The organism is Candidatus Planktophila sp., from assembly GCA_030681675.1.
GTDB lineage: Bacteria > Actinomycetota > Actinomycetes > Nanopelagicales > Nanopelagicaceae > Planktophila.
The window spans coordinates 359,579-378,926 of sequence record JAUXRP010000040.1 but is presented as its reverse complement, the minus strand read 5'-3'; the positions used below and the strand labels follow the sequence as shown (position 1 = coordinate 378,926).

The following is a 19,348-nucleotide window of genomic DNA, read 5'->3' as shown; positions in this document are numbered from 1 at the left end:
AAAATTCGGCCAGTGGTCTAACCTGTAACCATGAAAACTGAACTTCGGTACGGCGTTATTGGCGTAGGCAGCATGGGGCGTGAGCACATTGAAAACATCAAACTCATGGATGGGGCGACAATTACCGCTATCAGCGACCCTCACATTCCATCTCAGGAAGCGGCCCTTTCCATGGCCTCTGGCGCAAAGGTATTTAGCGATCACCGTGGGCTTCTAGATTCAGGGTTAGTCGATGCGGTTGTAATTGCGACTCCAAATGACACTCATGCAAGTATTTTGAAGGAAGTTCTTTCCACTGATTTAGCAGTCTTTGTCGAAAAACCACTCGCAACAACTATCGAAGATTTGAAATCAATACTTAGCTGGGATGAAAACCGTAACGCCATGACGTGGATGGGGCTTGAATACCGATTTATGCCACCTGTTGCTGAGGCTATTGCCCGAGCAAAAGAAGGCGATGCTGGAAAAATACATATGGTGTCAATTCGCGAACACCGCGAACCTTTTTACCCAAAAGTTGATAACTGGAATCGCTTTGCAGATCGCACAGGCGGAACATTGGTTGAAAAGTGCTGCCACTATTTCAACTTGATGGACATCGTCATTGGCGAACAACCAATCCGTGTCTTTGCATCAGGTGGACAAAGTGTTAACCACCTAGATGAAAAGTATGATGGCAAACAAGCGAACATGTTAGATAACGCCTATGTTGTTTTGGAGTATGCAAATGGTGCTCGCGGAATGTTAGATCTATGCATGTTTGGTGAGGGATCTTTTGATAAAGAGATTCTGACTATTGTCGGAGATGAAGGAAAGATTGAATCTTTCTTGCCTTCACAAGTTGTGCGTGCTTCTCGTCGTGAATCAATAGGCAAGCTTTCTGGTTGGTCACGTGGTGCAAGCCGATCACGTGGAAATGAACAGAAGATAGTTCACAACTACGATGTTAAATACATGGGTCACCACTATGGTGCTTCATATATCGAACATACTAAGTTTCGCGACGCGATCTTGAATTCAACTGGTCCAGAAGTTACTTTAAAAGATGGGGTGACCAGCGTAGTTACAGGTCTTGCTGCTCACAAAAGTATTAATGAAGGCCGAGTAGTTGAAATCAAAGAACTCTGGAACTAATTACCAATTGCTCCAAGGTTTTGCATGGGTGTCAACAATTTCAGCGAGCCGTTGTAAACGGGGAATAGAGGTTTCACGTAACGACTTAGGGATATCTGCCGCCCCCACAATGTCGGCCCAAACTGCACGACCGGCAAGGAATCCGCTTGCTCCACCCATTGCACATGCCTTAACAGCATCATTGAAAAATGGCTGCTTTACGCCATTTGAGAGTACGACCCACGGCGAACCGATGGCTTCTGAAATTCTTTCGGCATTCTTTGTTATTAGGTTTAGATTACCTTCACCGTGGAATGGAACCTCCGCCTTATAAAGATCTGGCTTCCATGTTGCAGCTTCACGTGCAGCAATTATCAATTCCTCCTCACGATTGAAACTCCTTGATGAATCTATTGGTGGCTTTACAATGATTTCTATAATTGATGGCAACTCTGAAACTTCACATAAGTTATTAAATTCCTCCACTAATTTCGCTCGAATCTCTGGCGACTCATCGTTGCGCCACAAAACTAGGAACTTAAGTCCCACACTCCCAATATCTCGCATTCGAAGAGGGTCTACATCTGGATCAATTGCAGTTTCTGTAGCTGCTCCCCCTGGAGGTCCTACCAATAAATCCGCTGCTGCAATCAATCCGCAAGTATCAGCGAGCGCTTTCTGGCCGATAATTGCATCAATGCCAAACTCTTGATCGACAAGAAGCGCCGATGCAAATGGTGAAAGTTCTCGCGCAACATCAACTTTGAACTGAGTTAGCTGTGCATCTGTAACTGGAGCAGATTGATGAGCCGCAAACATTCCACGCAAAGCCTCCCGTTGATCTACGGCAACCATCGCGAGCGCACCCGATGGTCTAGCTAAATGGGTAAGTGGTGCTCTCATATTTGCGCCTCCAGGTATTCATTGAGTTCGATTGTTGTTGGAATCATTGATTGACCATCTAGACCTCGGCAAGAAAGTGCGGCGACAGCATTTGCTCTACGCATCGCCTCTTGTAAAGGGTGACCATGAATCAGCTGTGCAACTAAAGCGCCATGAAATACATCGCCTGCACCTAATGTGCTTTTGACATCGACTTTAAATCCTGGTGTTGAAATTAGCCCAGTTTCTGACGAAAATGCAGTACTACCTTCCGAACCTCGAGTCGCAACAACGATATTCCCAGCATTTGTGGCGTCATCTTCCAAAGCCGTAGCAAAATCTAGATGTGGATATCGAGCTGCAATTTGACGATCTGTCGGTACGAAGAGGTCGACCATTGATGAGTCAAACTCTTCTGCTCCGTAGCCAGCATCAAATGAAATTAGTGGTCCCATGCCCCTTGTAAGACCGGCACCGAATAATTGCCCCACACCCACATGATCCACATGCACCCAACGTGCTTGCCTAATTAAATTCTTCGCTTCCAGGTTTAACTCTTGCTGGTTCATTGGTTGGCGAGTACTTATTGCACGAGTGTTGTGCTCACGTGATGCAATGATGACACTACCTGCAGTTGCATTTTCACCAAATGAAATTCCCGTTGTGTCTATATTCTCACGAGAAAAAATGTTCATAACTTCGAGGCCATCAGCATCAGCACCAATAGTTCCAGCAATTGCGGTGCGAATACCTTGGCGACTAAGTGCTACCGCCGCTACCGCAGCTGGTCCCCCACCGGCACGTACAATTTCTTTAGCTAAAACTCGCTCATCTTCAGCGGGGTAGGCATCAACAAGTGCGATTGTGTCGATGGTTATTACCCCGACGCAAACAACTTCAATTTGGCTCAATGTTGATTCTTTTCGTGAGCATTCGCCAAAGCTACGGCTCGAGCACCAGTTATGTGTTGCAATGTTAGTTTTAATGCAAGGTCGCCATCTCCAGATTCAATTGCCGCCAAAATTGCACTATGCTCATTTCGAGAAATTTTCATGCGTCCCGGCAATCGGAGAGTTGTTTCCATAGACATTTTCATCACGTCCTGTAACACATTTAAAGTTTGGTTTATAAATCTATTTCCTGCAATTTCAACAATTGTTAAGTGAAATTTGGCATCTAAGGTCTGTAGTTGCTCGTAATCAATTGGTTCGGATGCTGTAACAGTGTCAATTTGATTTAAGGTTGCACGAAGTAGCCTGATGTTCTCCTTTGTTGCTTTCTCGGCGGCCCATTTTGAAGCTGGGACTTCCAAAACTTCTCGAGCATTAAATAATTCATTCAGACCATGCGTTTTTGACATAACCGAGGCCCGAAGCTCTTGTGCAATTACCGGTTCTTGTACAAACGTCCCCTGGCCATGCTTAATCTGTACTCGTCCTTGTGCCTGCAAAATGTGTAACGCTTCACGTAAACTTGGGCGGCTTACTTCTAGCATCTCCGCAAGTTGGCGTTCTGGTGGCAACTTGTGACCTGGTTCTAATTTTTGAATTTCAATTATATCTAGAAGCTGCTGTGCAATCTTTGCAGCTCGTTGAGGAAGAAGTTCTGTTGCTCGCTTGTTCACCAATTATCCCTTCACGGCACCCGCTGTGAGACCCGCAACGAATGACTTCTGCATCGCCAAATACATCACAACCATCGGGATCGACGCAACCATGACAGCCGTGAAGATCATGCTAAAGCTTGTAGCATACTCTCCTCGGTAATCCAGCATTGCGAGAGGCAAAGTCTTCTTTGCACTTTCAGTAATTAGAAGTAATGGGAATAGAAGATCATTCCAACAAATAACAAAGAGGAAAATAGAAGTTGCTCCTAAAGCCGGTCTTGAAAGAGGTACCGCTATAGATCTAAAAACCCTAAAGTGTGATGCTCCGTCAATAGATGCAACTTCATACATTTCATTAGGAAGTTCACGGAAAAATGAAGTCAGGATAAAAACAGAAATAGGCAAGGTCGCCACAATATTTACTGCGATTAATCCATGATATGTGTTTGTAAGACCTAAGTCGCTGAAAAGTAAATAGATTGGAATTATATTTACTTGGCCTGGAATTGCTAATCCGAGTGAAAATAGAACAAAAAGCACTTTCCCCGTAACATTCATCAATCTAGCGATCGCAAATGAAACCATACTCGCCAATAGTAAAGTAATTACGACTGAGAAAAACGTAACAATTATGCTATTTTTGAAATTGATCAGGATGTCACCGTCATCCAAAAGACGTTGGTAATTATTTAGAGTCCACTTTACCGGTAATGCCATAGGAGAGTCATAAATCTCTAAATCACTCTTAAAGGAGCCCAAGAAGACCATAGTGCTGGGAATCAATATCAAGAGAGAGAAAAATGAGAGGGCAATCCAACGCGTTATTTTATACATCATTTCCCCTCCCTAATACCTAGTCCGTAAAATACGACGTTGCAGACCAGTGATGAGGAAGATCATGATGATCATTATTATTGACTGAGACGCCGCATATCCAAATCTAAATTCATTAAAAGCTGTCTGAAAAATCATCGTTGTGAGAATTGATGTTGAATTATTTGGACCACCTTGAGTCGTTGCATAAACGAGATCAAAGGCTCTAAAAGATTGAATTGTCGTATAGGCAACTACCACGGCGCTTGTGGGAAGTGCCATCGGCCAAGTAACTGATTTGAATTGTTGCCATCGACTTGCACCATCAACGTTTGCTGCCTCATAGAGCTCAGCGGGGATCTGCTGGAGCCCTGCAATATAGATCACCATCATTTGGCCAGTGTGAAACCAAACTTGAACAAAGATAATCGCATATAAAGCGGATGTTTCGCTACCTAACCAATTCAGCGCAAAGGAATCGAGCCCAAGACGTACCAGAGTTGAGTTGATTGCGCCGTAGTTAGGGTCATAAAGGAAGAGCCAAATCATGGCCACAGAGACTGAGGAGAGAATTGTGGGGAAAAAGAATAGCGTTCTAAAAAATAAGCTAGCTCGAGTATTTTTAACTAAATAAGTTGCAAAGAGAAGGGCTAGTAAAGTCTGAAAAATGACAACCCAAAACATGAACTCAATGTTGTTACCTAAAACTTTAGTTGCCAAATCATCATCCGTCGCGAGTTTTTTAAAGTTCGCTAGACCGACAAATTCTCCCTCATCTATTCCATCCCACTTCATGAGCGCATATCTGAAGTTGCTCAAAACTGGAAATAAAAATAGAAACGCATAAAGAGCAAGTGCAGGTGCTGACATCCAATATAGAGCAGTTTTTGATCCTTGGACCGCACGACGATTTTTGGAGGAACGACGAGTAGCCCCACTCATTTTATTGAGGGGGCTACTCAGCGTCTTCATAGTTGAGATTGGGTTAGCCTAGCTTTTGCTTAATCTGTTTCGAGTAATCTTCTAAAGTAGCATCGATTGGTTTACCACCCACAATAGCAATGAGGGCATCCTCCATTAGATCGCGCACTCCCTGATTTAGCCAGTTGAAGCGTGGTGCCAAAAGCGTCTTCTTCGACTGCCATATAGAAGTATTAATCAAATCTTGATTCGTATATGTAACATTTAAAACATTTACATGCTGTGAGGTTCCATTTGCATAAATAGATGCTATTTCACCAGTCATTAAGAATGAAATAAATGCCCTTGCTATCTTTTGATCTCTTGCATTTGAGTTCTTATTGACACTCAAAATGAATGTGTTGTTTTGGATTCCAACGTACTGAGGCTTCTCATCCGTTGTTATGAGTGAAAAAAGCTGCATCTTGCCAGCCATTGAAGGGTTAAGGACTTTAATTGATCCCATCGAAAAAGATCCTGTTGGAAGAACTGGAGATTTTCCAGTTGCAAAGAGGTTTAATGCAGCGGCATCTGTTACTCCAGTTGCATTGTCAGGGAAGCAATTGGCATCAGCCATCTTCTTATAGCGATTAGCCATGTCTTTAAACCAAGCAGTTTGTAAATCTGCTTTACCAGTATCGATATCTTCAATGCGCTGCAAAAGCGTTGCATAATCTGGCGCTGAGTTCATCAACATTGAGTTGAGCATCTGTCCAGCATTTGGACGGAATCCACCTGACCACGCTAAAGGTGTATACCCTGCAGTTTTGGCGGCCTTACACCAAGCAAGAAGTCCTGTGAAGTTAGTTGGGGGTGTCCATTTTTCCTTAGCAAAAATCTCTGTGTTGTAGACAGGATTATTAAAGAGGTAATGCAATGGAATGCCTAGTTGCTTACCCTCATACTGACCTGCAGTCAGACCAGTAGCAATTACATTTTGTCTAGTAAAGCGTTCATTTTTCAAATCCGTCATCAAGTCGCCTTTAGCGAACTGTGCGAATTGGGAGCCGCGGAAAGTTGCGAAGACGGCAGCCTTTGGATTTGAACGAATCCTCGAAAATGCAAGGTTCGTGTAGTCGCCGGATGGCATAGTGACCTGCTTGACTTTTGCGCCAGGATTTCTTGCCTCAAAGAGAGCAATTATCTCGTCAAAGATTTTGCCATCTTCAGCACCGCGCCAGTGGTGGAACTCAATTGTTCCCGGTAGAGCTCTAAGAGCTGCAACAGGGGCACCATTGCCACTGGCGAGTCGGACTCGCTGCCAAGTTAACTTGCCCGCTGCATTTTCTTTACAAACAAGAGAAGTAGAACTGGTTCCAGTGCTGATTCCTTCCGTCGAACATTTTTTTCCGAATACTTCTCCAGCTGAAAACGCGGATGGAACTGTGGTAGCGACAAGTGCAAATGCAACTGCAGCTACTGCTCCAAGGCGACTCATGCTGAAGGTTTTAGTTCCTTTAGTTTTCATTGTTGTCCTTGCTTTCGAGGGTTTGTGGGTTGATTTACCATTCTGTGAGGGGGATCCCTAACTTCTTTGCCATCTGCCGAATACCCGGACGCACATCGATCCACGAGATTACCAAGTGATGTGGGTATCCACCAGTGACTATTCCATTTACTAAAGCTGCGGCGTCGGGTTGAGTGACGACCGTGGCTGTATTGCCTTGGAAGTGATTGGGAGCAGGGATTGATTCCCCTCGGCTCACAACCATTCGTAAACCCGTGCGGTTGCTCGGATCTACATCCCGATCAATTCGAAACAGTGTTACTGGTCCGGTCTTGAGCGGAAAGTTACCTGCAACGCCTAGTTTGCGGTTGCAGTGGGTTGTTTGTGTTGCATTCATTGGGTCAGCTGCGAGTTTTGTGGCTGCGGATCCACAGTGCCACAAACGTACTAAATTTTGAGAGGCATCAAGGTCCACTATGTCAACTAAATAATTTTCATCCGAACCCAGAGATTCGCAGACCATCATCGTGACGGCTCCAAGCACATCGCGTTCGCACGTTGTAACAGTGCCGCGATCAGATAATCGACCGAGGGATGAGCAAATGCAAGCACCTAAATCTGTAGGAAACTCTGGCCAGCATCTAATTGCAATTGCATCTAATGACTCTGCAACTCGCCAGTTATCTAACGCAACTTCGACTCCATAAACTTTCTTTGCCTCTATCACATTGACAGATGAAAGTGATGGTTGTGCGGAGACTGCATTTGCGTATGCAAGTTCGCGTGCATCTTCACTTACCTCAGAAATTCTTCCAAAAGCATCATCAATTGTTATCTGTCGAACATCAAGACCGAAGAGTTTCTGCAGTTGTGGACCATCAAAAACGCATGGCGTGAAGCCATTGGGAGCCTCACCTACCGCTCCAATCTTTTTTCCTTTAAGCCATGCAAATGCAGCATCAACTACGGCATCTGTTGCAAATTCTCCAGAGACAATCTTTGGAGCATCTGCAGTTGGTAGCTCTCCTGCGAGCGCTGCTTTGATCGCGCTGCGCACGTCAGGCTCATCTGCATTTCCATGAATATGTCGCATCGATTGACCAACATTCATCAAAGCGTGTGCGGCAAGATTGACTCCGCACATTGAATTGAGTTTCAGCCGCTCTCCCACGGCTCCAGGCTCTCGCATTGACCAGCCAAGAATCGGGCCTTTAACTTTTCCGAGAAGTTCAACGGCTGGTGATGCATCTGAAAATGAGGCCATAAATAGAATATGTAGATCGGCTGGAGGAAGTGTGACTGCAGCAACATCCTCAGGGGTCATTACGAGCTCTGCTGGTCCGACCACTTGCGCACCGAGTTCGAGAAGTAATGACCTCGCGCTATCGAAATTAGCCTGTGCGCACGTGAGATCAAAGGTAGGTCGCGCTAATGCAACGAGAGCAACGGTGCTCATTTAACCTCCAGTGGTAAGACCTCTTGGAGGAGGGTGCCACCTTTAGCCTATCCAAGTCAATTGTATTTGGGTACCTTTATCAAACTGTTACTTAAGCCCGGGGCTAGCCACGCTCCTGCTCGTTAATGGCCATGAAAGGTGAAATGTGTGAAGGCACGGTTAGTAGTTGTTCCTGAACCACAGGATGTTTATGCCAGTTTTGCCCGAGAAATAGCCGATGAAATCAAACAAGCACATCGAGATGGGCGGGAGCTAAAGCTGATATTCCCAGTTGGGCCAGTTGCTCACTACCCACTCTTAGCAGCAATATGCAACAGCGAAAGGATTTCGTTTCAAGGAGTTTTTATCTCCCTCATGGATGAGTACTTGGACTGGCAAGGTCGACCACTTCCGACAAGCCACTCGTTAAGTTTTAAAGGCTCGTTTGAAGTATTTCTAAACTCGTTAGATATTGAATTACGGCCTAGTGAGGCACAATGGGTGGTTCCCGACCCATTCGATATCGATCGGACGGAACGTTTTTTTAATAATTTAGGTGGAGTTGATGTCTGTTATGGAGGAGTCGGCGTAAATGGACACATTGCATTTAATGAACCCCCCGTTTCAAAATATGGCGCGATTTCTATTGAAGAGTTTGCTAACTCCAAAACAAGAGTTGTATCACTTACTCCAGAAACTTTTGTGATAAATGCTCTGCGATCTGCCGGAGGAAATTTCTCAGATTTTCCTACATTAGCAGTAACGATTGGGATGGATTTAATTCTCTCTTCAAAAAAAGTTCGCTTATATTGCGATGGTGGTATTCGCCAAAATGAAGCAATTTATCAATTTGTTAAAGGGCCTTTGAGTGTGAGTTATCCGATCACTTTACTTCAATCGCATCCAGATACCATTGTGCTTGCTGATGAATTAAGTGCAGCTAAGGCTCTGAATGTTAACTAAATATTGGTTTCCAACGGCAGTCATAGGAGAAAATCTCGAAAAGAGCGTTCGTGTTGTTGTGGATGAGGGCAAGATAACTGAGATTCAATGCGCTGTGGAGCCAAGTACTCGTGATCTGGTCATTGATGGTGTTGCGCTTCCTGGGTTTATAGATACTCACTGCCATGGAGGTAATGGGTTCTTCTTCTCTGATACCGACGTTATAAACCTTGAATCTATTGCCGAGTTTCACTTGCAAAAAGGCACTACTACACTCTTTGCCTCCCTCGTCACACAGGAACCGTCGATTCTCTTAGAGCAAGTTGGTCGGCTTGGTTCAATCATTCCTTTTTTGACGGTAGCAGGCATACATTTGGAAGGCCCTTGGCTATCTGAAAAATTTTGTGGTGCACACGATATATCGGCTTTGCGGAAACCAGATAAAAGTGAGATTGAAGAACTAATTTTTAATTCAAATAACACAATTATTTCTGTGACCATTGCGCCTGAGATTGAAGGGGCTCTCGATGCAATAAAATTGCTAAAATCCCTTGGGGTTGTCGTTGCATTGGGTCATACTGATGCAGATGCAAAAATAACACGTGAAGCCATTGATTGTGGTGCTTCAATTATCACTCACTTTTATAGTGCAATGCGCCCATTAAGCCACCGTGTTTCAAGTCTGGCTCTAGAAGCTCTATATGACAAAGATGTTTTCCTTGAATTTATCTTAGATGGGACGCATATTATTCCAGAGGCAATCCAACTCCTATTAGATACTGCTCGGAAAAAATTAATCGCTGTCACTGATGCAATTTCAGCTGCTGGGTCTGTCGACGGGGAAATTCAACTTGGAAATATCGCGGTGATTGTAAAAAATGGAGTAGCTAAAATTAAGAACAGTGAACTCTTAGCCGGAAGTACATTGACTATGGATAGGGCATTTAAGTTTCTCATGCAAAACTTTGACGTTAGTTACGTGGAAGCTGCTAAGTTCTTCGCAGGCAATGCGGCAGTGAAATATCATTTGCCAGAAGTCGGAGTTTTAGCAACTGGAAAACTTGCTAATATTGTTGTAGTTAATTTTAATCATGAGATTGAAGCAGTTTTAATTAAAGGCGTTCAAGTTAAATAAAAGACAGGCTATTTACGAAGCAGGTTCGGACGATTTCTACCCTGGACCATTCGCATGGGCCAATTGGGATCGATTGAGAGGATTTTGACTCCAGATGTTGTTGTTAGAAGCGTATCTTCTACTTTCCACCCCTGACCCGTTGGATTCCAGGCAATTGGTTGGTGTTCGGCGATCAATCGAGTTGTCGTTGTGGTGGCCGGCCAATCTCTGGGTAGATATCCCGTAGGTCCTCCTTGATGGTGGTGAGTCCACTCATCGGCATCAAATCCATTGGCAGGATAGGCGGTAACGGCTGCCTTTACTGGCTCGCTAAATGCACTCCCAACGTTTGTTGCATCAAAAAGCGCGGCTTCAACCTGTAAAAGTGAGAAATATGAGTTGATTTCAGGTTCAGATAATTCACCAAAAGTGACTATCCGAGTAAGCGATGCAATTAACCCTTTTCGTTTGGCACAAATTGATGCCACCACACGCGAGCCGACTAATTCACTAGTCGGGAGTGGGTGTCTAAATCTCTTCACTCGTGACTCACCTGCGACACCTAGAAAAGCAATCTCTAAATCAGACTCCCATAATGATTTAGAAATCAATCCTGCTACATCAATTTCGCGATCTGAACTTTTAACTTCCTTCATTGCAGCTCCCAATGCCGAAGCTGCATCAACGCAGATCTCTTTAAAACGTGCAACATCAGATTCAATCAGCGAGGAACGTATTACTTCAACTTCCAAACTCAAATCAATACGTCCGGCACCTGCTTGATCAGAACCAACCATGTCGCCTCTTGGTAGAAGAGAGTCTCGACCTTCCCACCAGTTAATAATCTTTACTTCCAGCCCAGCCGGAAACTCTTCTGCCACTAAACGCGGCGCTTCGATTGAATTAGTGACCGCTATAACTGAATCCAAAGTCACAATGAGATCAAAACATGCTGCATCAATTGTGGATGGGACATGAGCACGACCTGCAATCGCCCATGCTAGATTTGGATTTCGGCGTACAACAAAAGCGTCTAGCCCCTTTTTCTTCATCAACTCGCGGATTGGCTGAATGCGTTCATTAATTGCGTTCATGGTTACAATCTTACTTAAGAATTGCCAATGGAGCGTTCATGAAGGAGCCAAAACATGGTGGGCGAAGATTTACTAAAAAACGCTATTACTGACGGTTCATATTTTTCAAATCCATATCCTCTCTTTGGTGAACTTCGTAAATCAGCGCCAGTTTTTTATAGCCCAACTCTTGGTGGATGGATAATCACTCGATACGCACATGTCTCAGAGATTTTGCACAACCACGAAGATTACTCAAGTAAAGGACGCGTTCTTCACCTTTTGAGTAAACTAGAACCCGCTGTTCAAGAGCGTCTGCCTATGCTCCACTCTCATTTTGCCACCGGTCTCGCCCATACTGATGCCCCAGAACATAAGCGTTTACGGGGAATTTTGGCTCAAGCCTTCACTCCCAAAATCTCAGAAAATATGCGACCAATTACGCACGAAGTTGTAACCAGAATTCTCAAAGAATTGAGAGGCGACGTTGATTTAATTTCCGATTTATTTACTCCAGTTCCTGCATTAGTGGTAGGCCGTTTGCTCGGATCAAGTGAGAGCGATATCCCACACTTGATTCGTTGGGCAGGGGCAATTAATGGCTTGTATGAAAAAGGGGGCAATATTGACCCGCAGAAAGCGATTTTTGCCGAAGAAATGCTTCACGAAATACGAGAGTTCGTGATCAAGCTCGCGGGTGAGCGTAGATTGCTGAGTAAAAGTGGGGATCTGGATCCAACAGTTGATGTCTTGTCGGGCTTAGTCAATGCTGAGGTTCACAGCGACTCATTGAGTGAATCAGAATTAGTTTCAACTGTTGTTACTCTCTTTGTTGCCGGCCATGAAACTACAACTCACCTACTTGGAAATGGGATGTTAGCGCTTCTAAATCAACCTGAATCACTCAACTTGCTTCAGCTTGAACCTAGTTTAATTCCTGCGGCTATTGATGAGATGGCTAGGTTTGACGGTTCGGTACCTCGCTCATGGAGGATTACAAAGCGGCACATGGATGTTGGAGGCATAACGATTCCTCAAGGTGAATTGGTACTTCCAATGCTTTCATCGGCCAATCGAGATGAGAGCGTATTTGAAAATCCAGATCGATTTGATATACGACGCGACACCAGAAAACACTTAGCTTTTGGACGAGGAGTCCACGTTTGTTTAGGAGCACCTCTTGCTCGTATTGAAGGTCAAGAGATAATAAAAGAGATTCTGCTTAGGTTTCCTAATATTGCATTGAAAGATCCGACGATTGAATTATCTTGGCGAAAAGATGTCGCATTGCGGGGATTAATCTCACTGCCTGTAAAACTTTAAAGGCGGCCAGCTTCGTGAACTCGCTTTAAAAACTCCTTAGTTTTAAGATTTTTAGGATCGTGCAAAACCTCTTGGGCACTGCCACGTTCGAGAATGTCTCCAGATTCTAGGAAGCAAACTTCATCGGCAACTTGGGTAGCAAATCCCATCTCATGTGTTGCTAAGACCATTGTCATTCCGTCGCTCTTTAAATCACGGACTATGCTTAAAACTTCATTCACCAAGACTGGGTCCAGGGCCGAAGTAATCTCATCCAACAAAAGTAGACGTGGATTGCAAGCCAAAGAACGAATGATTGCAACACGTTGCTGCTGTCCCCCGCTCAAACGATCTGGGTATTGATCGGCCTTGTCAGCTAAATCAAAGCGTTTGAGAAGCTTTTGTGCAGCTTCAATCGCCTCTTCTTTTTTCTTACCCTGAACTTTAATCGGTGCCAACGTAATATTTTCTAAGACTGTTTTATGTGGAAATAAATTAAAAGATTGAAAGACCATTCCAAGTTTGCGACGCACGGCATCTACATTTATTAGTGGGTCAGATATTTCATCGCCATCTAAGAGAATCCGTCCATCATCAATGGATTCAAGGAGATTTATACAGCGAAGAAGCGTTGATTTACCTGATCCCGAGGCACCTATTAAAACTGTCGCAGTGTGTTCTGGCACTGAAAGAGAAAGGTGGTTGAGAACTAATTCCTCTCCGAAAGATTTGCGAATATCAATCAGTTCTAAAACGTTACTCATCAGATTGCACCTTCTGAATTCTGTGCATTAGTTCGCTGGCGAATCGCGCGATCGGTATAGCGCGTCATAGGAATTGTAATTAGGAGAAAAAGAATTGCGGCAACTACATAAGGTGTGTAGTTAAATGTTCGACTTGAATTAATTTGTGCAGCGCGTACTGCATCGGTAACTCCTAAGATTGACACTAGACCTGTATCTTTCAATAATGAAACGAAGTCATTGAGTAAGGGTGGCACAACTCTGCGAATCGCTTGCGGTAAAACCACGTATCGCATGGTCTGTCCCGATGTCAGGCCTAGTGACCTGGCTGCAGCTCTTTGGCTTGGGTGAATTGAGAGAATTCCACTACGAATAACTTCAGCAACATAGGCAGAATAAGTAAGTACAACTGCTACGGTGCCCAGGAAAATTACGTTGCTTGATATACCCGTTAGTCGTAGCGCCGGTACCCCAAATCCAACGAGCAAAATGATCAAAATGAGCGGGGCTCCGCGGAAGATATCTACATATGCCGTGGCAAGAAATCTAAAAGGTGTAAGTGCTGGGGATTTCGTTGTTCGCATTAGTGCTAGGCCTAGGGCTATTACACCGATACAAGCGCCACCGATAAAAGTTAACTGCAGGTTAATCCAAAGACCGGCGATGACAGTTGGAAGAACTTCGCGCCCATATTCGATATCAAAAAAAGTTTTTTTAACTACTTTCCAGCCCGGTGAAGAAACCACGATTGCAATGAGTGTTCCGATTACGAAAATCGAGGAAATCGCGGCAATTAAACGCTGTTTGCGGGCAATTCGCTTCCGGGCAATTGCACGTTCTGTCTCACGTGAGCTTGGCGACCACGCCGAGTTAACTCGCTCGCTCATGGTCGCCAAGCTACCGCGTCTACTTCATTCTTTCTATTAAGGCTTTAGTACTGGCGCACCAGCATCAGTTGCGAGCCATTTATCCGTGATCGCAGCCAAAGTTCCATCGGCTGTAATCGCATCAACGGCGGCAGAGACACATGCTGTCAACGCACTTCCCTTTGACATCAAGAGACCAAATTGATCGCCGGCACCTGATGAAGGCAGCTGTCCAACAATTAGTCCATTTGTTACTTCAACTCCGGATAGGTAGAAAGCCGTTGGAAGATCCACGACTAAACCATCAATCTGCCCATTTTTAAGTGCTGATACGCCGGCTGCATTGTCATTAAATACCTCTGGCTTAATCCCGATTTGGTTTTGAATTGCATCTAGAGATGTTGTGCCTACGGCTGCACCAAGCTTTGCATCCTTCAACTCAGCTATAGAAGTTTTACCTTCAATTTTACTACCTTTGAAAGAGACGATTGCCTGTGGAGCTGTGTAGTACGGTGATGAAAAATCAACTGCTGCTGACCGTTCAGCGGTGATAGAGAACTGTTGTAGATTGAAGTCAAAATTCTTTTCCCCTGGTGTTACTGCACTATCAAATGTAGTACGGACCCAGACAACTTCATCATTAGTAAATCCGAGTTGTTTTGCAACTGCATACGCCACTGCGCCTTCAAAACCATTTCCAGTCTCTGGTGCATCGTCAATAATCCATGGGTAGTAAGCAGGTTCACCTGTAGCTATTGTTAACTTGCCTGGCTCAATAGTCGCAAGATCTGCCTTGGCACACGATGCCGCCTCTTCCGATGTTGCTGAATCACTCGTGGCGCAGCCTGAAAGAATTAATGCTGTTGAAATAACTGCAACTGATAACAATCCAAAACGTTTTTTCACGGTATCTCCAATTTTCGTAGCCATCAGGATAAAAGGATAAAGGTAAAGGTTAAGGCATCACAAAGCCGCCATCAACCGGCACCGTCACACCTGAAACATACGAGGAGGCATCACTTACTAGCCAAATAAGGGTGGAGGCTAACTCTTCGACCCGCCCAATTCGTTGGGCCGCCGTCAGTGTTCGTACCATTTCAATCGATACTTCTGGCACCTGATCAGTCATCTCAGATGGGAAAAATCCAGGCGCCAGTGCATTGACTCGAATTCCTTTTCTGGCCGTCCACTGCGCCGCTAGATCACGAGTCAATCCAATTACTCCCGCTTTACTGGATGCATAGGCGGCTTGGGGCAAACCTCCAGGGCGCATTCCAAGAATGCTCGAGATATTAACTATTGCCCCACCGCTTTTTGCTGCGCGTGCAAAGGCTTGTGCCATCCAATATGAACCCATCAAATTTACATCGATGACATTTCGAAACTGTTCGGGAGTTTCAGAAGTTGCAGGGACAGCAGTTCCTACTCCAGCGTTATTAACCAATATATCCACTCTGCCAAAACGTTCGATTGCTAGTGCAATGAGTGCTGTGCAATTATCCGGCATTGTTACATCTGTTTTTAGCGCAACGAAATTTCTATTTTCAGCTTCAACGAGTGCACCTGTTTCTGGCAACCGTTCGACTCTACGTGCACCTAACACAAGATCTGCTCCAGCTTGGGCTAAAGCTTGCGCAAATGCAACGCCTAATCCCGAAGAGGCACCTGTGACAACGGCCACTTTGCCGTCAAGTCGAAAAGTATCTAAAACATTCATGAGGCTCTCCCCTTTTTAGTGCACTATGCGTACGGTACTACCATGGAGTTTAGTAACAGTTTAAAGGCTGAGGAATACCTTGAGCGCCTACGCACTTTCATGGAACAAAAAGTTCTGCCATCTGAACCGATTTATCACCGGCAACGCGAAGTGCTAAAAATATCTGGTCACCCTCATGTCTTACCTGCAGTAATTGAGGAGTTGAAGGAATATGCCAGAGCAAAAGGGCTATGGAATTTATTTCTGCCAGATTCACATGAACCTGCGCACGGTCTAACCGTTACCGATTATGCGGCGTTAGCCGAAATTACTGGCTGGTCTCCGGAGATCGCACCTGAAGCGCTTAACTGCGCCGCCCCTGATACTGGAAATATGGAGGTCTTGCACCTCTTCGGTAACGAAGAACAAAAACATCAATGGCTGGAGCCGCTATTGCGGGGTGAAATCCGTTCTGGTTTTGCAATGACCGAGCCCGATGTTGCATCAAGTGATGCTAGCAATATTTCTACTTCAATCAATCGTATCGGCGACGAGTTCGTTATCAACGGTCGCAAATGGTGGACAACAGGTGCAATGGATCCACGTTGTCAAGTGTTAATAGTTATGGGTATCACTAATCCAGATGCTGAAAGTTACCGACGCCAATCAATGGTGCTAGTGCCGATGGATACACCTGGATTAAGTATCGTAAGAAATTTGACAGTCTTTGGTTATGAGGATCAACATGGTCATGCCGAAATTCTCTTTGAAAATGTAAAAGTTCCAGTTGCTAATTTAATAGGTGAAGCGGGATCTGGCTTTGAAATCGCACAAGCCCGTTTAGGTCCGGGTCGGGTACACCACTGCATGCGTGCCATTGGAATGGCCGAAAGGGCTTTATCTCTAATGGTTAGCCGCTCAGCTGAGAGAACAGCTTTTGGAAAGGGATTGAATCAGCAAGGCGTTATTCAAGAGTGGATTGCCAATGCACGAATCGATATTGAACAGGCGCGACTACTTGTACTAAAGACGGCGTGGCTAATCGATACTGTTGGAGCAAAAGCTGCACGAAGAGAAATTGCCGCTATCAAGGTTGTCGTACCAAGAATGGCTGAACGAATAATCGATCATGCGATTCAAACTCATGGGGCTGCCGGTGTCAGCCAAGATACGCCTCTGGCTGCGATGTTTGCCGGAATTCGCACCCTTCGAATAGTCGATGGGCCAGATGAAGTGCACCTTCGAGATATTGCGCGAATTGAACTGAAAAGCCAGCCCAGCTCTAGAAAATGAGTTTTGAACTTGGAGAAGTGCGCAGCGAAGATGCCTTTGATGTCGCTGCAGTTCATGAATGGTTACAGAAAAGCGCTGACGTGCCATCAGAGATTCCACGAGTTCAACAATTTGGTGCAGGTGCATCCAATTTAACGTATCTTCTTACATATAGGGATCAAGAACTTATTCTGCGGCGTCCCCCGGTAGGAACTAAGGCCGCTTCAGCTCATGATATGAAACGTGAATTCACAATTCAAAAGGCTTTACTTCCGGATTTTCCACTAGTTCCAAAAGTTGTCGCCCTTTGTCAAGATCTTTCAATTATCGGATCCGACTTTTATGTAATGAAAAAGATTGAAGGGGTAATCTTGAGACGAGATCTGCCCAAAGATTTATCTCTAACTCTTGACAATATAACTCATATCGGAGATTTAGTTATAGATGGCTTAGTTTCACTTCACAATGTAGATTCTGCCCCGCTTGCACAATTGAGTAGAGGTCCTGGTTATGTTGGACGCCAAGTGGAGGGCTGGTCTAGAAGATATAGAGCTGCGCGAACTCCTGATGTTGCAGATGCTGAAGTTCTCATGAGGTGGCTGGATGAGAATCAACCCGACGACGTTGCATCCTGTGTTATTCATGGCGATTGGAGATTAGATAATTTAGTTCTGAATCTAGACAATAGACCACAACTAGTTGGTGCCCTCGATTGGGAGTTAGCAACGGTTGGCGACCCTCTAATGGATTTAGGTTCATCCATGGCTTACTGGATCGATCGCAATGATGAGCCTGAATTTGTAGCACTGCGCAGACAACCAACTCATCTGCCCGGAATGCCAACACGACAAGAGTTCATTTCCAGATATCTTAAAAAGACGCAGTGGAGATGTGATGACTTTACTTTTTACGAAGTCTTTGGAATTTTCAGGTTAACCGTGATTTTGCAACAGATCTGGGCGCGATATTTTGCAGGTCAGACATCTAATCCGGCCTTCGCGGGCTTTGGTGATGCGGTGAACATTATGATTAATCGAACGATGAGGATGATTTGATGCGCGCCGGACGAATAAAAATAAGTACCAGAGAGTTCCAAATCGTCGATTTTCCAATTCCGCTGCCTGGTCCACAACAGGTTCGAATTAAAGTTGAGGCAGCTGGTGTATGTCTTTCCGATGTTCACTTGCTTGATTCGACACTCTCGCCAGGGTATTTAGAGGGCGACGAAGTAACTATGGGACATGAAGTTGCCGGCGTAATTGAATCTTTAGGCTCAGATGTTTCGGACTGGAAGATTGGGAATCGAGTAATTGTTTGTGCAGGCATTAGAGATGCAAAAGGTCGCGTCCGAACTCAAGGATTTGATTTTGATGGCGGTTTTGCTGAATTCATGATCGCGGATGTGATTACGTTAGTTGCTATACATGATGAGTTAAGTTTTGAACAGGCCTGCATAATTCCCGATGCAGTATCAACACCATGGGCTGCAATCACTCAGACGGCTAAAGTTGAATCAGGTGAATCAAGCATGGTGTTCGGTCTCGGCGGACTTGGGATTCACGCGGTTCAACTCTTAAAAATAATTGGCTCAACTCCAATAATCGCGGTTGATCCACTGCCACTTGCACGTGAGCGCGCATTACTGATCGGTGCAGATCTTGCTTTAGATCCAAGTGATGGCGAATTTTCTAAGCAAATCCGTGCGGCAACTAATGGTCGAGGGGTCAATGCCGCTTTTGATTTCGCCGGTGTGGGTGCAGTTCGAATTCAAGCGTTGCCACTATTAGCCGAAGGGGGACGTTTAGTCATAATTGGAATCGCCAATGAGGCGGTAGTGATTCCGAATGACATGGCATTTGTGTATAAGCGAAATCAAATTTTAGGACACTACGGCTCTGAGCCACATCACACCGCAGAGTTAGTCGCACTTTTGAAGGAGGGCAAACTCGATCTCTCCGCCTCCATTTCTTCAATTTTCTCTCTAGAAGAGGCAGGATTAGCTCTGAAACAATTGGAAAATAAGACTGATAATCCGATTCGAATTATTCTTAATCCATAAGCCCATAAAGACCTTTAAATTTCAA

The 19,348-nt window shown here is 44.8% G+C and carries 19 protein-coding genes; 7 read left to right on the top strand and 12 right to left on the bottom strand.

The window, feature by feature from the left end:
• Positions 1 to 30: 30 nt before the first annotated feature.
• Positions 31 to 1,134 (top strand): Gfo/Idh/MocA family oxidoreductase, encoded by a 1,104-nt coding sequence (locus Q8K48_08965; GenBank protein MDP1852526.1) that lies wholly within the window; start codon positions 31 to 33, stop codon positions 1,132 to 1,134.
• Here the strand turns inward: Q8K48_08965 and Q8K48_08960 are convergent, their stop codons facing one another.
• The 7 genes from Q8K48_08960 to Q8K48_08930 all read right to left on the bottom strand — a co-directional run bounded on the left by Q8K48_08960 (position 1,135) and on the right by Q8K48_08930 (position 8,277).
• Positions 1,135 to 2,016 (bottom strand): hypothetical protein, encoded by an 882-nt coding sequence (locus Q8K48_08960; GenBank protein MDP1852525.1) that lies wholly within the window; start codon positions 2,014 to 2,016, stop codon positions 1,135 to 1,137.
• Positions 2,013 to 2,906, bottom strand: a complete 894-nt coding sequence (locus Q8K48_08955; protein MDP1852524.1) for a carbohydrate kinase family protein — start codon at positions 2,904 to 2,906, stop codon at positions 2,013 to 2,015. The genes Q8K48_08960 and Q8K48_08955 overlap by 4 nt, the downstream gene beginning before the upstream one ends.
• Positions 2,903 to 3,619 carry an FCD domain-containing protein gene (locus Q8K48_08950; protein MDP1852523.1) on the bottom strand — a complete coding sequence of 239 codons (717 nt, stop codon included), beginning with the start codon at positions 3,617 to 3,619 and terminating at the stop codon, positions 2,903 to 2,905. Before Q8K48_08950 ends, Q8K48_08955 begins: the two co-directional genes overlap by 4 nt.
• Before the next feature lie 3 nt (positions 3,620 to 3,622).
• Complete coding sequence (locus Q8K48_08945; GenBank protein MDP1852522.1) at positions 3,623 to 4,438, bottom strand: carbohydrate ABC transporter permease; 816 nt, start codon at positions 4,436 to 4,438, stop codon at positions 3,623 to 3,625.
• Between the two features lie 9 nt (positions 4,439 to 4,447).
• On the bottom strand, positions 4,448 to 5,284 hold the full coding sequence (locus Q8K48_08940; protein ID MDP1852521.1) for a sugar ABC transporter permease: 837 nt from the start codon (positions 5,282 to 5,284) through the stop codon (positions 4,448 to 4,450).
• A 115-nt stretch (positions 5,285 to 5,399) separates the two neighbouring features.
• A complete protein-coding gene (locus Q8K48_08935; protein ID MDP1852520.1) occupies positions 5,400 to 6,812 on the bottom strand; it encodes an ABC transporter substrate-binding protein in 1,413 nt (470 codons plus the stop codon).
• A 64-nt stretch (positions 6,813 to 6,876) separates the two neighbouring features.
• The gene (locus tag Q8K48_08930) at positions 6,877 to 8,277 is read right to left on the bottom strand and encodes a hypothetical protein (protein MDP1852519.1); all 1,401 of its coding nucleotides are present in this window, start codon (positions 8,275 to 8,277) and stop codon (positions 6,877 to 6,879) included.
• Between the two features lie 147 nt (positions 8,278 to 8,424).
• Between Q8K48_08930 and Q8K48_08925 the strand changes: the two genes are divergently transcribed.
• Together Q8K48_08925 and Q8K48_08920 are read left to right on the top strand one after the other, a co-directional pair.
• The gene (locus tag Q8K48_08925) at positions 8,425 to 9,219 is read left to right on the top strand and encodes a hypothetical protein (GenBank protein MDP1852518.1); all 795 of its coding nucleotides are present in this window, start codon (positions 8,425 to 8,427) and stop codon (positions 9,217 to 9,219) included.
• Complete coding sequence (locus Q8K48_08920) at positions 9,209 to 10,333, top strand: amidohydrolase family protein (protein ID MDP1852517.1); 1,125 nt, start codon at positions 9,209 to 9,211, stop codon at positions 10,331 to 10,333. Before Q8K48_08925 ends, Q8K48_08920 begins: the two co-directional genes overlap by 11 nt.
• Before the next feature lie 8 nt (positions 10,334 to 10,341).
• On the opposite strand, the gene Q8K48_08915 is transcribed toward Q8K48_08920, so the two are convergent.
• Complete coding sequence (locus Q8K48_08915) at positions 10,342 to 11,406, bottom strand: aminopeptidase P family N-terminal domain-containing protein (GenBank protein MDP1852516.1); 1,065 nt, start codon at positions 11,404 to 11,406, stop codon at positions 10,342 to 10,344.
• Positions 11,407 to 11,460: 54 nt separating this feature from the next.
• On the opposite strand from Q8K48_08915, the gene Q8K48_08910 reads away from it, so the two are divergent.
• Entirely contained in the window at positions 11,461 to 12,708 is a 1,248-nt protein-coding gene (locus Q8K48_08910; protein ID MDP1852515.1) for a cytochrome P450, read from the top strand.
• Here the strand turns inward: Q8K48_08910 and Q8K48_08905 are convergent.
• From Q8K48_08905 to Q8K48_08890, 4 genes are read right to left on the bottom strand one after another with little or no spacing between them, the layout of a single operon-like run.
• Positions 12,705 to 13,451, bottom strand: a complete 747-nt coding sequence (locus Q8K48_08905) for an amino acid ABC transporter ATP-binding protein (protein ID MDP1852514.1) — start codon at positions 13,449 to 13,451, stop codon at positions 12,705 to 12,707. The two genes, Q8K48_08910 and Q8K48_08905, sit on opposite strands and share 4 nt — an antisense overlap.
• On the bottom strand, positions 13,451 to 14,317 hold the full coding sequence (locus Q8K48_08900) for an amino acid ABC transporter permease (protein MDP1852513.1): 867 nt from the start codon (positions 14,315 to 14,317) through the stop codon (positions 13,451 to 13,453). The genes Q8K48_08905 and Q8K48_08900 overlap by 1 nt, the downstream gene beginning before the upstream one ends.
• A gap of 36 nt (positions 14,318 to 14,353) precedes the next feature.
• Complete coding sequence (locus tag Q8K48_08895; protein MDP1852512.1) at positions 14,354 to 15,226, bottom strand: ABC transporter substrate-binding protein; 873 nt, start codon at positions 15,224 to 15,226, stop codon at positions 14,354 to 14,356.
• A 25-nt stretch (positions 15,227 to 15,251) separates the two neighbouring features.
• Positions 15,252 to 16,013: an SDR family oxidoreductase gene (locus Q8K48_08890; protein MDP1852511.1), complete on the bottom strand. Its 762-nt coding sequence runs from the start codon at positions 16,011 to 16,013 to the stop codon at positions 15,252 to 15,254.
• Between the two features lie 42 nt (positions 16,014 to 16,055).
• Between Q8K48_08890 and Q8K48_08885 the strand changes: the two genes are divergently transcribed.
• Genes Q8K48_08885 through Q8K48_08875 form a run of 3 tightly spaced genes read left to right on the top strand, consistent with a single transcriptional unit; the run spans position 16,056 to position 19,323 of the window.
• Positions 16,056 to 17,285, top strand: a complete 1,230-nt coding sequence (locus Q8K48_08885; GenBank protein MDP1852510.1) for an acyl-CoA dehydrogenase family protein — start codon at positions 16,056 to 16,058, stop codon at positions 17,283 to 17,285.
• Positions 17,282 to 18,319, top strand: coding sequence for a phosphotransferase family protein (locus Q8K48_08880; GenBank protein ID MDP1852509.1), 1,038 nt, complete (start codon positions 17,282 to 17,284; stop codon positions 18,317 to 18,319). The genes Q8K48_08885 and Q8K48_08880 overlap by 4 nt, the downstream gene beginning before the upstream one ends.
• Entirely contained in the window at positions 18,319 to 19,323 is a 1,005-nt protein-coding gene (locus tag Q8K48_08875) for a zinc-binding dehydrogenase (protein ID MDP1852508.1), read from the top strand. The genes Q8K48_08880 and Q8K48_08875 overlap by 1 nt, the downstream gene beginning before the upstream one ends.
• Positions 19,324 to 19,348 lie beyond the last annotated feature (25 nt).

Excerpts from the sequence above, each read along its gene's own strand:
- Q8K48_08945 (MDP1852522.1), bottom strand. The coding sequence starts at position 4,438 with ATGATGTATAAAATAACGCGTTGGATTGCCCTCTCATTTTTCTCTCTC.
- Q8K48_08880 (MDP1852509.1), top strand. The coding sequence starts at position 17,282 with ATGAGTTTTGAACTTGGAGAAGTGCGCAGCGAAGATGCCTTTGATGTC.
- Q8K48_08875 (MDP1852508.1), top strand. The coding sequence starts at position 18,319 with ATGCGCGCCGGACGAATAAAAATAAGTACCAGAGAGTTCCAAATCGTC.
- Q8K48_08965 (MDP1852526.1), top strand. The coding sequence starts at position 31 with ATGAAAACTGAACTTCGGTACGGCGTTATTGGCGTAGGCAGCATGGGG.
- Q8K48_08940 (MDP1852521.1), bottom strand. The coding sequence starts at position 5,284 with ATGTCAGCACCTGCACTTGCTCTTTATGCGTTTCTATTTTTATTTCCA.
- Q8K48_08885 (MDP1852510.1), top strand. The coding sequence starts at position 16,056 with ATGGAGTTTAGTAACAGTTTAAAGGCTGAGGAATACCTTGAGCGCCTA.
- Q8K48_08960 (MDP1852525.1), bottom strand. The coding sequence starts at position 2,016 with ATGAGAGCACCACTTACCCATTTAGCTAGACCATCGGGTGCGCTCGCG.
- Q8K48_08905 (MDP1852514.1), bottom strand. The coding sequence starts at position 13,451 with ATGAGTAACGTTTTAGAACTGATTGATATTCGCAAATCTTTCGGAGAG.
- Q8K48_08890 (MDP1852511.1), bottom strand. The coding sequence starts at position 16,013 with ATGAATGTTTTAGATACTTTTCGACTTGACGGCAAAGTGGCCGTTGTC.
- Q8K48_08935 (MDP1852520.1), bottom strand. The coding sequence starts at position 6,812 with ATGAGTCGCCTTGGAGCAGTAGCTGCAGTTGCATTTGCACTTGTCGCT.
- Q8K48_08920 (MDP1852517.1), top strand. The coding sequence starts at position 9,209 with ATGTTAACTAAATATTGGTTTCCAACGGCAGTCATAGGAGAAAATCTC.
- Q8K48_08910 (MDP1852515.1), top strand. The coding sequence starts at position 11,461 with ATGGTGGGCGAAGATTTACTAAAAAACGCTATTACTGACGGTTCATAT.
- Q8K48_08900 (MDP1852513.1), bottom strand. The coding sequence starts at position 14,317 with ATGAGCGAGCGAGTTAACTCGGCGTGGTCGCCAAGCTCACGTGAGACA.
- Q8K48_08930 (MDP1852519.1), bottom strand. The coding sequence starts at position 8,277 with ATGAGCACCGTTGCTCTCGTTGCATTAGCGCGACCTACCTTTGATCTC.
- Q8K48_08915 (MDP1852516.1), bottom strand. The coding sequence starts at position 11,406 with ATGAACGCAATTAATGAACGCATTCAGCCAATCCGCGAGTTGATGAAG.
- Q8K48_08895 (MDP1852512.1), bottom strand. The coding sequence starts at position 15,226 with ATGGCTACGAAAATTGGAGATACCGTGAAAAAACGTTTTGGATTGTTA.